Origin of the sequence: Oceanobacillus kapialis, assembly GCF_044790185.1 — a bacterium.
Classification (GTDB): domain Bacteria; phylum Bacillota; class Bacilli; order Bacillales; family Amphibacillaceae; genus Oceanobacillus_B; species Oceanobacillus_B kapialis.
Genome location: NZ_CP085256.1, coordinates 154,606 through 166,667, shown reverse-complemented (window position 1 = coordinate 166,667; position 12,062 = coordinate 154,606). Strand labels below are relative to the sequence as shown.

The 12,062-nt window shown below is 39.8% G+C and carries 18 protein-coding genes; 2 read left to right on the top strand and 16 right to left on the bottom strand.

The features are described from left to right. Positions 1-80: 80 nt before the first annotated feature. From LG273_RS00960 to LG273_RS00940, 5 genes are read right to left on the bottom strand one after another with little or no spacing between them, the layout of a single operon-like run. The gene (locus LG273_RS00960; protein WP_047943734.1) at positions 81-491 is read right to left on the bottom strand and encodes a helix-turn-helix domain-containing protein; all 411 of its coding nucleotides are present in this window, start codon (positions 489-491) and stop codon (positions 81-83) included. A 22-nt stretch (positions 492-513) separates the two neighbouring features. Next, a complete protein-coding gene (locus tag LG273_RS00955; protein ID WP_047943733.1) occupies positions 514-1,392 on the bottom strand; it encodes an ATP-binding protein in 879 nt (292 codons plus the stop codon). A gap of 11 nt (positions 1,393-1,403) precedes the next feature. Beyond that, positions 1,404-2,264: a hypothetical protein gene (locus LG273_RS00950; RefSeq protein ID WP_051641033.1), complete on the bottom strand. Its 861-nt coding sequence runs from the start codon at positions 2,262-2,264 to the stop codon at positions 1,404-1,406. 15 nt (positions 2,265-2,279) lie between these two features. Next, positions 2,280-2,552 carry a helix-turn-helix domain-containing protein gene (locus LG273_RS00945; protein ID WP_031540233.1) on the bottom strand — a complete coding sequence of 91 codons (273 nt, stop codon included), beginning with the start codon at positions 2,550-2,552 and terminating at the stop codon, positions 2,280-2,282. A 4-nt stretch (positions 2,553-2,556) separates the two neighbouring features. Continuing rightward, entirely contained in the window at positions 2,557-2,808 is a 252-nt protein-coding gene (locus LG273_RS00940) for a helix-turn-helix transcriptional regulator (RefSeq protein ID WP_031540231.1), read from the bottom strand. Between the two features lie 134 nt (positions 2,809-2,942). Here LG273_RS00940 and LG273_RS00935 point away from each other — a divergent pair, with 134 nt between their 5' ends. Continuing rightward, positions 2,943-3,491, top strand: a complete 549-nt coding sequence (locus tag LG273_RS00935) for a helix-turn-helix domain-containing protein (RefSeq protein WP_051641032.1) — start codon at positions 2,943-2,945, stop codon at positions 3,489-3,491. Positions 3,492-3,504: 13 nt separating this feature from the next. Beyond that, entirely contained in the window at positions 3,505-4,656 is a 1,152-nt protein-coding gene (locus LG273_RS00930) for a site-specific integrase (protein ID WP_047943732.1), read from the top strand. Positions 4,657-4,772: 116 nt separating this feature from the next. On the opposite strand, the gene rpsI is transcribed toward LG273_RS00930, so the two are convergent. From rpsI to rpmJ, 11 genes are all read right to left on the bottom strand, one after another. Then, a complete protein-coding gene (gene rpsI, locus LG273_RS00925; protein WP_379560351.1) occupies positions 4,773-5,165 on the bottom strand; it encodes a 30S ribosomal protein S9 in 393 nt (130 codons plus the stop codon). A gap of 19 nt (positions 5,166-5,184) precedes the next feature. Further along, positions 5,185-5,622, bottom strand: coding sequence for a 50S ribosomal protein L13 (gene rplM / locus LG273_RS00920; protein WP_379560352.1), 438 nt, complete (start codon positions 5,620-5,622; stop codon positions 5,185-5,187). 182 nt (positions 5,623-5,804) lie between these two features. Next, the gene (gene truA, locus LG273_RS00915) at positions 5,805-6,560 is read right to left on the bottom strand and encodes a tRNA pseudouridine(38-40) synthase TruA (RefSeq protein ID WP_404457082.1); all 756 of its coding nucleotides are present in this window, start codon (positions 6,558-6,560) and stop codon (positions 5,805-5,807) included. Between the two features lie 22 nt (positions 6,561-6,582). Then, a complete protein-coding gene (locus LG273_RS00910; protein ID WP_404457080.1) occupies positions 6,583-7,383 on the bottom strand; it encodes an energy-coupling factor transporter transmembrane component T family protein in 801 nt (266 codons plus the stop codon). Next, entirely contained in the window at positions 7,376-8,248 is an 873-nt protein-coding gene (locus LG273_RS00905; protein ID WP_404457078.1) for an energy-coupling factor ABC transporter ATP-binding protein, read from the bottom strand. Before LG273_RS00905 ends, LG273_RS00910 begins: the two co-directional genes overlap by 8 nt. Next, entirely contained in the window at positions 8,224-9,063 is an 840-nt protein-coding gene (locus LG273_RS00900) for an energy-coupling factor ABC transporter ATP-binding protein (protein ID WP_404457076.1), read from the bottom strand. The genes LG273_RS00905 and LG273_RS00900 overlap by 25 nt, the downstream gene beginning before the upstream one ends. A 400-nt stretch (positions 9,064-9,463) precedes the next feature. Then, positions 9,464-9,817 carry a 50S ribosomal protein L17 gene (rplQ, locus tag LG273_RS00895; protein ID WP_379560358.1) on the bottom strand — a complete coding sequence of 118 codons (354 nt, stop codon included), beginning with the start codon at positions 9,815-9,817 and terminating at the stop codon, positions 9,464-9,466. Positions 9,818-9,963: 146 nt separating this feature from the next. Next, a complete protein-coding gene (locus tag LG273_RS00890) occupies positions 9,964-10,908 on the bottom strand; it encodes a DNA-directed RNA polymerase subunit alpha (protein WP_379560360.1) in 945 nt (314 codons plus the stop codon). Positions 10,909-11,116: 208 nt separating this feature from the next. Further along, on the bottom strand, positions 11,117-11,506 hold the full coding sequence (gene rpsK, locus LG273_RS00885) for a 30S ribosomal protein S11 (RefSeq protein ID WP_379560361.1): 390 nt from the start codon (positions 11,504-11,506) through the stop codon (positions 11,117-11,119). Between the two features lie 22 nt (positions 11,507-11,528). Continuing rightward, positions 11,529-11,894, bottom strand: a complete 366-nt coding sequence (gene rpsM, locus LG273_RS00880; protein WP_379560362.1) for a 30S ribosomal protein S13 — start codon at positions 11,892-11,894, stop codon at positions 11,529-11,531. Between the two features lie 24 nt (positions 11,895-11,918). Then, positions 11,919-12,032: a 50S ribosomal protein L36 gene (rpmJ, locus tag LG273_RS00875; RefSeq protein WP_010095733.1), complete on the bottom strand. Its 114-nt coding sequence runs from the start codon at positions 12,030-12,032 to the stop codon at positions 11,919-11,921. Between the last annotated feature and the right edge of the window lie 30 nt (positions 12,033-12,062).

Below are 12,062 nucleotides of genomic sequence, written 5' to 3'. Positions count from 1 at the left end.
TCCCACACTCCTGTACGTCTCGTTCGAACTGTTCTATGAAATATCACCCTTATATCTATTTTGGGCTGATTTTGGATTTGTTATGGTTTCCATGTAACTGTATTCATAGTGCTTACTAAATCCTCCAACGTATCGCCCTCCCCTCTGAAAGTGATTTCTATTTCATCATTCTTTAACTGGATTAGCGTTTTATTTAACGTATCTAACAATTTGTCCGACGGGACATCTGAAAAGTCTCTATTTTCAAGTTCCTTTTTCATGCGCTCAACTTGCCGTCCTAATAATTCGATACGGGCTTTTTTTGTCATATAAAATTGCTCCTGTAACGATTCAATTTCAACTGCCTTCATATTTTCTATTTCCATGAGATGTTCCTTTGACCACGCAATAAGCGTTGACTTCGATACGTTAAGTTCCTTGGCAATTTTACTAAAGCTGATCCCTTTCGCTCTTAATTCAATAAACTTTTGCCTTGTTTTGTTGTCCTTCATTCTCAATCCCTCCACGAAATAATTATTTTATCCGAAGTTTTTTTCGGTAATCTTCTGTAAATAAGTCAATGAATTTTGTATTATCGTATAGACGGCTAAAGACTCTTTCTCCTACGACCATAGGTAAGTCTTGATCCGTCAAATTACTCGTGTAGATTGTCGGTTTACCACTCCGACTTTCTACTATTTCAAAAATTATACTCTTTCTCCAATCATCATTTCCTCCCGATGCTTCCGCACCCAAGTCATCCAAAATCAATAAATCTAGCTTTTTTAAATCCTTAAAGATATTTTCTTCTGTTATGATAGATGCTTTGTTATACGTAGATTTAATTTTTGAAAGTAATTGTCCTGTGGTTAAAAACCCAACTATAAAACCTTTTTCTTTTAGCGTTCTGGCAATAGCTACACACAAATGTGTTTTTCCTGTTCCCGGATTGCCTTGAATTAAAAGGTTGTAGCGATCTTGTTCGGAAGCTAAAAATGTTTTCACATAGGAAATTGCCCTTTGTTTTGCAACAGTAGTAACGGGATTAGTTTCATGGTAATCCTTAAAACCTGAACCCTTTAATTTTTCGGGGAGAAGAAAATAGTCGTTCATAAGCCTTTCAGATATGAGCTGACTTTGCTCCTTTAAACCTTTTTCCATAGAAAGATTAAGCATATCCCTATCCCTACATCTACAACATTTGAATGTTTCACCTAACTGCTTCCAACTGTCATTATTATTTAGGCGGTAAACCAAAGCGGATGCACTTTCTTGTCCACACTGCGGGCATACAAGTTTTTTAAGAAAATCCGCTTCTAGCTCATGCCCTTCTAATTCTGGCATGAGTCTAAAAACAGCCTTTTTGTAAATGTTATTCTCATCCTCAGGTAGAAAGCTACTCGCAACTCTCATAGTTTAACCTCCTAAAATGGGAGTTCATCTTCCCATTCTTTCATTTTCTCAAATTCATCTTTTGTAATTGGTTTTGGTTCTTCCCAATGACTAGGGCGATCTAATGAAAAATGCTGTTGGCTCTTTTTCCTTATTACATTTCTGCTTGTTTGAATTTTCAGAACCAATTGATCATACTGTTTTCTTAATTTTGATGGAGAAAGTATATTTGTCTTCCAAAAGGAATCTTGCTGACACCAATCAATCACGGTGGATATTTCTTCTGGTAAACGATTGTCCCTTTCTATCATTAAACGAAAGTCATCCGACCATTTTTGAAGATTTGGTTCTTTAAATCCCGGATTATTTTCCCTAATGTTATTTAAAAGTCTTAATGCTAATTGATACGGTATGCTTTTTTCGTCGTAAGTTTTTGACTTGCGACAATAAGAATCTTTTACTTCTTTATCATTCTTTAATTTTTTATCATTCTTGTTAGTTGTTAGTCGATTGTTAATTGATTGTTGGCCGCCTGTTAAGTTGCTTGTTAATCCATCTCCATTATTCTGATAATCCTCCCAATTATTAATGGTTATAAGCCTATTTTTGTTTGTTGATTCATTTGTTAGAAAACCGAATTTTTCAAACCGCTTTATTGCAGTTCTTACGTTTTGAATTGAAATCCCCTTACCGCATTTTTCAACAATGGATTCCAAGCTTGTAATTACCTGGCCAGCGGTAACGTTATAAGGTTCCCCTTGCCATTCCCATTGTTTTTCTTGATGATTAACCATCAAAAGAAGTGTTATTAGAATGGTTTTTTGTTCCGGTGTGGATTCTATCCAAATAGGCTTATGCAATAAATCCCGATAAAGCTTAACCCATCCTAACATCACACTTCACCCGCTTCAGCCAGAATTATTTCGCAACCATTTCTGTACATCCCAGCGATTTAAACGAATGATTTGCCCTCTTTGAAAAAAAGGAATTTCTTTGCTTGAAATCATGTTTCGAATTGTGGGTACACTGACCTTTAAATAATCGGCAGCTTCTTTTATGGTTAATATTTGATCATGCCCGTTTTCTTCTTGTAATTCCATTAGAAGCTCCTGTAATGCATTTTTTAAATCTGTCCGATTTATGATTAGCGTTTCTTCTGGGAATTCTAGCTTTATATTCATTTATTTATCCCCCTTTTTCAACTTGAGTACAAAGATCCTCTACTTCTTTATTTAGGTTTTCAGCAATCTGTTTGATTGTAGAAAACCGTACCTTTTTTTTAGTCCCCTTTTCGATTTCACCAATGGTTTTTCTATTTACACCAGATACATCAGCCAATTTAGTGATTGTCCACCCCATTTCCGCTCGAGCAAGTTTAATTTTTTTACTGTCAATTTTCAGGTGATGCTCTTGTTTTATTAGTTTTGTACATTTCATCTTTTAAACATCTCCTAATTACTCATATTGGGTACAAATAAACAATATCATCCCGTTTTGAGAAATTCAAGTTGATATTTGTATTCATTATGTGTAATATTGATTTGTAATTACTCATTGGAGGTTGATAAATTATGTTTGGAGAACGAATTAGAACGTTACGAAGGGAAAAGAATATGACTTTAAGAGACTTAGCCGACAAGTTGAATATTCCCTTTACTACATTAGGAAATTACGAGCGGGAAGACCGGGAACCGAATGTTTCAACCTTTTTAGCATTGGCTGATTTCTTCGATGTAAGCGTCGATTATTTAACCGGAAAACAAGACATAAGAACATCAGATCAATATGGTTTCCAAAGGGATTTTAGCCTGCTTGAAGATCTACTGAAACAAGCTACTCCTGATATTAGGAAAAAAGCAGAAGACATCATTAACCAGTTGACTATAATCATTGGGGATGAACTAGAAGCAACAGATGTAAGAGAAACATCTAAAACATTTGAGCATCTATTCCAAGTTGTGGATTTTATTTTTAGTATGAAAATGGGATTTAAGTATAATTACGGGCAAGACCCTTCAACACCTTATGAATGTATAAAACTATATCTAGAGCACAAACCCACATTAGATATGAACTTAAATAACTTATGTGAAATTTACGCTAATAAGAAAAACGGTTAAATGAGGTGAAAAAATGGCATCATTTCAAAAATACACAACCAAACAAGGTCAAATGTGGTTATTTAAGACGGACACTGGAATTAATCCCGAAACAGGAAAAAGACAAACTACAACCCGAAGGGGCTTTAAAACCAAAAAAGAAGCACAAATAGCTGCTGCCAAGCTTGAACAAGAAATAGCGAGCGGAAGATCAATAAAGAATGACAACCTGACTTTTCAGAATGTATACGATCAATGGTTTTCCAATCATTCGAAAACGATTAAATTAAGCACAAAGAAAGCCATTGAATCCAAATTCAATAGGCATATATTGCCCCGCTTCAGCAAATTGAAAATAAAAGAAATAACAAGACCATATTGCCAAAAAATGATCAATGAAATCGCTCAATTAATTAAATCGGTAAATGACATAAAAATACAGGCTAACCAAGTATTCAAATATGCTTTAAAAATGGAGATTATTGAAAGGAATCCATTAGAGCATGTCACCATACCAAGACAGCAAAATGAAATTATTAATGAGGATAATGAAACGGATGAGCGGAATTATTGGAAAAAGGATGAGATACGTAATTTCCTTTCAATAACGAAACATGAATTAGATTTTCGAGATCATGTACTTTTTCATCTGTTAATCTATACCGGTGCACGCAAGGGAGAAATTTTAGCCCTTACATGGGATGATATTGATTTCGAAGCTGGCTCCATACGGTTAAACAAAACGTTATTTCATCATGATGGTAAATTCATCTTCCAAACGTCCAAAACAAGGGAATCTAAGCGTTTAATTAGCTTGGATCCTCTAACCCTCTCTCTGCTTAATAAATGGCGTATAAAGCAAAATGAAGCTTATTTAGCCGGGAAAGGTTATTTGAATAATAACAAGGTGGTTTTTGACAGGGATGATGGCTCTCCGATGCGGTTAGCCTATCCAAACGAAAAGCTGGCCGCTTTAATCAAAAAACATAACCTACACAAAATTACAATACATGGTTTACGTCATACTCATGCTTCCCTTTTATTCGAAGCAGGAGCCAGTATAAAAGAGGTTCAGGAGCGGTTAGGCCACTCTGATATACAAATGACGATGAACATCTATACACACGTAACAGATACGCTAAAAGAGCAAACTGCACAAAAGTTTCAAAGATATATTGAGTTATGAGATGTGGTCAGATGTGGTCAAAAATATTTTCGTGGTCAAAGTGTGGTCAAAAGCACTTTTCAGACATAAAAAAGACCCCCAACCAAATCGGTTGAGAGCCTTTGAAACATTGATAATTAACGTTTTGAGAACTGAGGTGCACGACGAGCGCCTTTAAGACCGTATTTTTTACGTTCTTTCATACGAGCGTCACGAGTTAGGTAGCCTTCTGATTTAAGAGATCCGCGGTATTCTGGATCTGCTTCTAGAAGTGCGCGCGCGATACCGTGGCGAATTGCACCAGCTTGACCAGTGAATCCTCCGCCATGAACGTTTACTAAAACATCATAAGTTCCTTGAGTTTCAGTAGCAGCTAGTGGCTGGTTCAAGATTAAAAGCTGTGTTTCATATGGGAAGTAGTCTTTTGCTTCACGACCATTGATTGTGATGTTACCTGTACCTGGTACTAAGCGTACACGTGCAGTTGATTTTTTACGACGACCTGTGCCGTAGTATTGTACTTGTGCCAATTGATTAACCTCCTTTTAATTACCCGCGAAGTTCGTAAACTTCAGGTTTTTGTGCTTGGTGATTGTGTTCTGCGCCTCTGAATACGTGCAATTTTTTACCCATTTTACGGCCAAGAGAACCTTTTGGAAGCATTCCTTTAACAGCAAGCTCAAGCATTTGCTCAGGGTATTTTGTACGCATTTCGTATGCGTTACGTTCTTTCAATCCACCTGGGTGGTTTGTGTGACGGTAGTAGATCTTGTCATTGATTTTATTACCAGATAGTTCGATTTTCTCTGCGTTAATGATGATTACATTATCGCCAGTGTCAGCGTGTGGTGTGTAAGTTGGTTTATGCTTTCCGCGAAGGATTGCAGCAACCTCACTAGCTAAGCGACCAAGACGTTGGCCTTCAGCATCCACAACAAGCCATTTGCGTTCGATATTAGATTCATTCGCCATGAAAGTTGTGCGCATGATTGTTCCCTCCATAATTAAAAATTCATTTTAAATTTCGATTCGTTATTCCTATATTCAACACAATTAGATTCCGGGGCTAATCGTGGTTCAGAAATAAATTGCCATAGATCATAATATACCAAAGTATAGTGATTTGTCAAGGGGATGAGCAGATGGTTTGCGTAAAAAGCCAATTTATTTTATGGAGTCTCTTCCTCATAGACAACATTCCACAAATAAAGCCCTTGTGGCGGGATTGTTTCGCCTACTAGACGACGATCTTTTTGTGCCAGCAATGTCTTAATATCTTCTGGATTACGTCTCCCTTGCCCGATGTCTAGCAGTACTCCAACAATGATGCGCACCATATTGTATAAAAAGCCGCTCCCGCGAAAAATAAATTCCAGCTCTGCGCCCTGCTTTTCGCAGCTTACTTGAAAGAGTGTTCTTTCCTTACTTCCTTTTGTCGTTGCTTTTGCCGAAGAAAAAGTCGTAAAGTCATGCGTCCCTTCCAAGTAGGTGCATGCCTCTTTTATTTTTGCCATCTCTAGAGGGTAGGGAAAATGATAGCTGTAATGACGTTTAAACACATCAGGCTCTTTTACATTTGTCACATAATACCGGTATTCTTTCTCGATGACATCATAACGAGCATGGAAGGTGTCTGAGACCTCTGTCACCTCTTTAATATAAAGATCATCAGGTAACAAGGTGTTTAACGCAAGCTTCCAATTTGCCTCCGGGATCGTATAAGGAGAATCAAAGTGAATCTTCTGCCCTTTGGCATGCACGCCAGTATCGGTTCGACCTGATGGGTGGATCCGAATCTCCTCTCCCTTATGCATTTTCTTTAACGCTTTCTCCAGTTCCCCTTGGATCGTGCGCTTTTTGGGTTGTATTTGAAAGCCGGAAAATTGGGATCCGTCATAATAAATCGTGCATCGTAGTCTTACCATCCTGGTTCAGCCTTTCCATACCTTAATAGCTTCTCGTAAAAAACAGTCCTGCGATTACGGCAATAAACAGTAGATAAATAGCAATGTCTCGTTTGTTTATCTTTAACTCTCTTAATTTGGTGCGTCCTTCGCCTCCATTATAGCCACGGGCTTCCATTGCCATTGCTAGCTCTTCTGCCCGCTTAAAAGCACTAACGAACAGGGGAATTAACAATGGAACTACTGCCTTTGCTCTGTCTTTAATAGAGCCAGAGCGGAAATCAACCCCACGGGAAGCCTGAGCCTTCGAGATTTTCTCCGTCTCTTGCATGAGGGTCGGGATAAATCGAAGCGAAATCGACATCATTAAGGCTAGCTCATGGACTGGGAATTTCACCTTTTTTAATGGGTTCAGCATATCTTCAATTGCATCGGTAATTTCAATTGGTGTTGTCGTTAAAGTTAAAAGCGATGTTACAAGAATAAGCAAGAAGAAGCGCAAGGAAATAGCAATCCCTTGAAGCACCCCACCAGAGTAGATTTCAAAGTTATAAATCTCCAACCACACGGTGCCTTCCTTCGTTACAATAATATGCAAAATGAAGGTGAAGACAATCAGGAACCAGACAGGGGTTAGCCCCTTCATAATAAATCGTATCGGCACACGTGATGTGACCATACTGGCCAATGCAAACAACGTTAAAATACTGTAACTCACCACATTATTAGCTAAAAATACGATAAATACAAAAAAGAAAATAACCGTTATTTTCGTTCGGGGATCCAATTTATGGATAAGTGAGTTACCTGGCACGTATTGTCCAATGATCAAGGCATTATTCATATCTTTCGCCCCCTTGCACGATACGTTGGATCTCTTCCGCCATTTCGTTCACTGTTTGTCCGTTAAAGGCCAGCTTCTGCTGGAATTTTTCTTCAAACTTGCTTAAAAAGGCAACACTTTCTGGTACATCTAATTGTACGTTGTGTAAGGCATCCTTTTGGGTAAAGACTTCTACAGGGCTGCCTTCCATATACTTTTTCCCTTTATTTAGGATAATGACATGATCAGCGTATTTCAGTGCATCCTCCATGCTGTGTGTTACAAGCACCGTTGTAAGACCTTGCTTTTTGTGGAGTTCATGAAACATGTCCATGATTTCCTTCTGACCACGGGGGTCTAGCCCTGCCGTCGGTTCATCTAATACAAGAACTTCCGGCTGTACAGCAATTACACCAGCAATCGCTACCCTGCGCATTTGACCGCCACTTAGATCAAATGGCGAACGATCCAGGATATCCTCAGGTAGTCCTACAGCAGGAAGTATCTTATTGATCCGCTCCTGGATGACTGCCTTTTCCACACCAAAGTTTTCTGGACCAAAGGCAATATCCTTTGCCACCGTTTCCTCGAACAGCTGGTGTTCAGGATACTGGAAGACAACGCCTACCTTGCTGCGCAGCTCCCTGATATTTTTTGGCTTGTCCTTTGCTTTAAGGTGAAAATCACCAATCGTTACCTCGCCCCTTGAAGGCATGACCAACCCATTAAGATGCTGAATTAAAGTGGATTTTCCGGAACCTGTATGTCCGATAACTGCAACAAAGGAACCTGAAGGAATCTGAAAGCTCAGATCATCAATTGCTTTATGGGCGAAAGGGCTATTTTCTTGATATATATAGCTTACGTTGTCGAATGTAATGTCCATAGTTCCTCCAGCAATTCTTCGTGGTTTAATGGTTCCTTGGTGAGCGTTAGCCCTTGTTCCTGCAATTCATCTGCCAGGATGGCTACAAACGGCACATCGAGTCCAATTTCGCGAAGCTGTTGTTTTTTGGCAAATATATCTCTCGGCGTGGCTTCATCCCATATTTCTCCTTGGTCCATCACAATCACTCGATCAGACTGAACGACTTCATTGAGGTCGTGCGTAATCGTAATGAGCGATAAATTATTTTCCGCTTGTACCCCGGATAATGTGTGCATGATTTCTTTTCTACCTTTAGGATCTAGCATTGCTGTTGCCTCATCTAAAATGAGTACCTTTGGTGATACCGCCAGTACACCTGCAATGGCCACACGCTGTTTTTGTCCACCGGAAAGCCTGTGTGGCTCTGTTAAGTGGTACTCCTGCATGCCGACTGCTGTCAGGGCGTCTTCTATACGAGTTACCATTTCTTCGCGCGGTACCCCTCTGTTTTCCATGCCAAAAGCGACATCATCTTGAACAGTTGTCCCAACAAATTGGTTGTCAGGATTCTGAAACACCATTCCGACATCTTTTCGAACATCCCAGATGGTTTCTTCCGTAACAGGCTTTCCAGCGATAAAGATCTCGCCTTCTTGTGGAAAGAGGAGTCCATTAATAAGTTTGGCGATGGTCGATTTACCAGAACCATTATGCCCGATAATCGACACAGACTCATCTTCATAGATTTCAAAGGAACAATTCTTAAGAACCCAGGGGTGCTCTTCTCTATATCGAAAGGATACATTTCTAAACTCTATTAGCTTCTCTCTCATTTTAAAGCCTCCTCTAGCTCTTCTCTTCCCCCTGAGGTGTTTTGGGGTGGGCCCAATGTATAAAAAGCTGCAGAAGGGCTTTATGCGCTTCTGTGCGGGTTTCTTCTTATGGTGCTGTTTTTATATTGGTGTGTGTTTTTGGAGCGCGCAAGTTGGGGGAGGTGCTGGCGCGAGTTTTGTTCGTTGGTGCGCGCCTCTTCCACCTTGTGGCGCGAGTTTTCACCCTTATGGCGCGTCTTGACACTCTACCTGCGCACCCCCTCACTGTTGTGGCGCGACTCTCCACCTTTACGGCGCCTCTTACCCCAGCCAGCGCGCTTACCTTTTTTCGTTACAAAAAAAGGGCTTGGCTTCACCTCATGAAGAGATTCAGTCCTGCCCTCGACGCCTTTTTTGTAGATTAAACTAATTCTACAATTGCCATTTTTGCTCCATCACCTTGGCGTTCACCTAATTTAAGAACGCGTGTGTATCCACCTTGACGGTCTTCATAGCGTGCAGCAACATCAGTGAAAAGTTTTTGAACAACTGTTTCATCTTCGTTAGCTTCTTTGTTATATAAGAAAGCTGCAGCTTGACGACGTGCATGAAGATCACCACGTTTTCCAAGCGTAATCATTTTATCTACTACAGACTTAAGCTCTTTCGCTTTTGCTTCTGTTGTTTCGATCCGCTCATGAATAATTAAATCAGATGCAAGATTGCGTAGTAGAGCCATACGATGATCTGTTGTACGACCTAGTTTTCTAGCCATGGACTATCCCTCCCTTTCTTGATGACTATAGATTTAAAATGCGAACAATCGCAAAGAACACCTTACATTCCTATTCTCCTTAACCTGTTCTCCTGTTTAGCAGCAGGAGGTTAATTGAAAGTAGGAGCAATGGTATTTAAAGATGATCAGTCATCATCACGTAAGCCTAAGCCTAGATCAATAAGTTTTACTTTAACTTCTTCTAGGGATTTACGGCCTAAGTTCCGAACCTTCATCATATCTTCTTCGGATTTATTTGCAAGTTCCTGAACCGTGTTTATTCCAGCACGCTTCAAGCAGTTATAGGATCTGACAGAAAGATCAAGCTCTTCAATTGTCATTTCCATTACTTTTTCTTTTTGATCTTCTTCTTTTTCTACCATGATTTCAGCCTTTTTGGCTTCATCTGTTAGACCGACGAAGATGTTTAGATGCTCTGTGAAAACCTTCGCGCCAAGAGAAACTGCTTCCTCTGGACGGATGCTTCCATCTGTTGAAACATCTAATGTTAGTTTATCAAAGTTAGCTACTTGCCCTACTCGTGTGTTCTCTACTTGGTAGGTAACACTGGAAACGGGAGTAAAAATAGAATCGATTGGTACTACACCAATAGGTTGGTCATCTTTTTTATTCGCTTCAGCCGGACGGTAGCCGCGACCACGTTCTGCAGTAATTTTCATACGCAGTGTACCTTTACTATTCAATGTAGCAATAGGTAGTTCTGGATTTAATACTTCTACGTCACTATCGTATGTTAGATCAGCAGCCGTAACTTTCCCTTCCCCCTGTACATCAACCTCTAAAACTTTCTCTTCATCAGAGTAGATTTTAAGAGCCAGCTTTTTCAAATTCAAAATGATAGACGTAACATCTTCAACAACACCATCAATTGTCGAAAATTCATGAAGCGCCCCGTCAAATTGAACAGATGTAACAGCAGCACCTGGAAGTGAGGATAGTAGGATACGACGCAAGGAGTTTCCTAGAGTGGTACCATATCCACGTTCAAGCGGTTCGACTACGAATTTACCAAACGTAGCATCCTCGCTGATTTCTACCGTCTCAATTTTTGGTTTTTCAATTTCGATCATTCAATAAAACCCTCCTTTAAAACGTCGAAACCCCGGTTAGACACCGCGTCTAACCGAAATTCCTCAAATAGGCAGTTGGCGTTTCTGCACTACCTGCAATACTTTCGTACTTCTTGTCTCTCGAATGCTGTATGGTAAAGGGCGGACCTTTACATTTTTAGCTATCATAACCCATTATAGACAGGGTGACAAATTATATACGGTATAATTATACGCGACGACGTTTTGGTGGGCGACAGCCATTGTGTGGAACAGGAGTTACATCAACAATTGCTGTTACTTCTAGTCCAGCTGCTTGCAGAGAACGAATCGCTGCTTCACGGCCAGCTCCAGGTCCTTTAACTGTTACTTCTAGAGTTTTCATTCCATTATCCACAGCAGATTTTGCTGCTGTTTCTGCTGCCATTTGAGCAGCGAATGGAGTGGACTTACGAGATCCTTTGAAGCCTAATGCTCCAGCAGAGCTCCAGCCAATCGCATTACCTTGCGTATCCGTAATTGTAACAATTGTGTTGTTAAAAGTAGAACGGATATGTGCGACACCAGTTTCTATATTCTTTTTCACACGACGCTTACGTGTATTAGTTTTACGTGCCATTAATTAGCTTACCTCCTTCACGTTATTTTTTCTTGCCTGCAACTGCTCGACGAGGTCCTTTACGAGTACGTGAATTGTTTTTCGTTTTTTGTCCACGAACTGGCAACCCACGACGATGACGAACACCTCTATAAGAGCCGATTTCGATTAGACGTTTAATGTTTAGGGATATCTCACGACGAAGGTCCCCTTCGATTGTATATTCATCAGCTGCTTTACGGATTTTACCAAGCTCATCTTCTGTAAGATCGCGAACACGAGTGTCTTCTGAAACGCCTGCTTCTTTAAGGATCTTCTGTGCGGTAACTTTGCCAATTCCATAAATGTAAGTTAATGAAATTACTACACGTTTGTCACGTGGAATATCAATACCTGCAATACGTGCCATAAGATTGTAACACCTCCTATTAGTTTAGCCTTGTTTTTGCTTGTGTTTCGGGTTTTCGCAAATAACCATAACTTTACCTTTACGTTTGATTACTTTGCATTTTTCACAAATTGGTTTAACAGATGCTCTTACTTTCATCTCATCTTTTCCTCCTTTTATATCGGAGCT